Raw genomic sequence first — 893 nt, 5'->3', positions numbered from 1 at the left:
CTAGGTTCAGGACCTATTAAGCTCCTTGCGGATGTGACGATCGCTTGATTCACTGACGGCGCCAGGAGGTGCTGTCATGAGTGATTTGATTTGGCTTTCGCCAGCGCAGATGCGTCGCATTGCGCCGTGCTTTCCGCTCTCACATGGGATCCCACGGGTCGACGACCGGCGCATCATCAGCGGCATCATCTTCGTCATTCGCAACGGGCTGCGCTGGCGCGATGCACCGAAGGAATACGGGCCGCACAAGACGATCTACAATCGCTTTATCCGCTGGAGCCGGCTTGGCGTCTTCAACGCGATCTTCGCCAAGCTTTCGGCCAGGGGCGGCAAGCCCGATCAGTTGATGATCGATGCGACCCACCTGAAGGCCCATCGCACTGCGGCCAGCCTGCTCAAAAAGGGGCTGTTCCCCGACGTATTGGACGTACCAAAGGCGGCCTGAACTCCAAGCTGCATGCCGTCTGCGATGGCCAGGGGCGCCCGCTGATCCTGCTGCTCAGCGAAGGCCAGATGAGCGACTACAACGGCGCCGCGCTGATGCTCGACGCTCTTCCGCGTGCCAAGGCGCTGCTTGGTGACAAAGGCTATGACGCGGACTGGCTTCGGGCCGCCTTAACGCTGCGCGGAATCACCCCATGCATTCCATCCAGAGCCAACCGAAGGGAAGCGATCCAGCACGATCGCGCGCTTTATCGACAGCGTCACAAGATCGAGAACATGTTCGGCAAGCTCAAGGACTGGCGCCGCATCCACACGCGCTACGATCGCTGCGCCCACACCTTCATGTCCGCCATCTGCATCGCGGCAACCGTCATCTTCTGGATCTGATCAATGAGTCCTGAGCCTAGCACTACAGTTGCACATCATCGCATGGTCTGAATCTATGGGTC

Annotated in this window: 1 protein-coding gene; it reads left to right on the top strand. The window is 59.7% G+C overall.

Annotated elements, in window-relative coordinates; all coding sequences use genetic code 11:
• Positions 1 to 76: 76 nt before the first annotated feature.
• A protein-coding gene (locus GSQ79_RS24175; protein WP_158811319.1) for an IS5 family transposase occupies positions 77 to 831 on the top strand; the annotation gives its coding sequence in 2 pieces (ribosomal slippage) (positions 77 to 410 and positions 410 to 831; 756 coding nt in all).
• Positions 832 to 893 lie beyond the last annotated feature (62 nt).

Origin of the sequence: Beijerinckia sp. L45 (assembly GCF_009765775.1) — a bacterium.
Classification (GTDB): domain Bacteria; phylum Pseudomonadota; class Alphaproteobacteria; order Rhizobiales; family Beijerinckiaceae; genus RH-AL1.
Note: the sequence above shows the minus strand (reverse complement) of the source record. Positions and strands in the feature narration are given on the sequence as shown.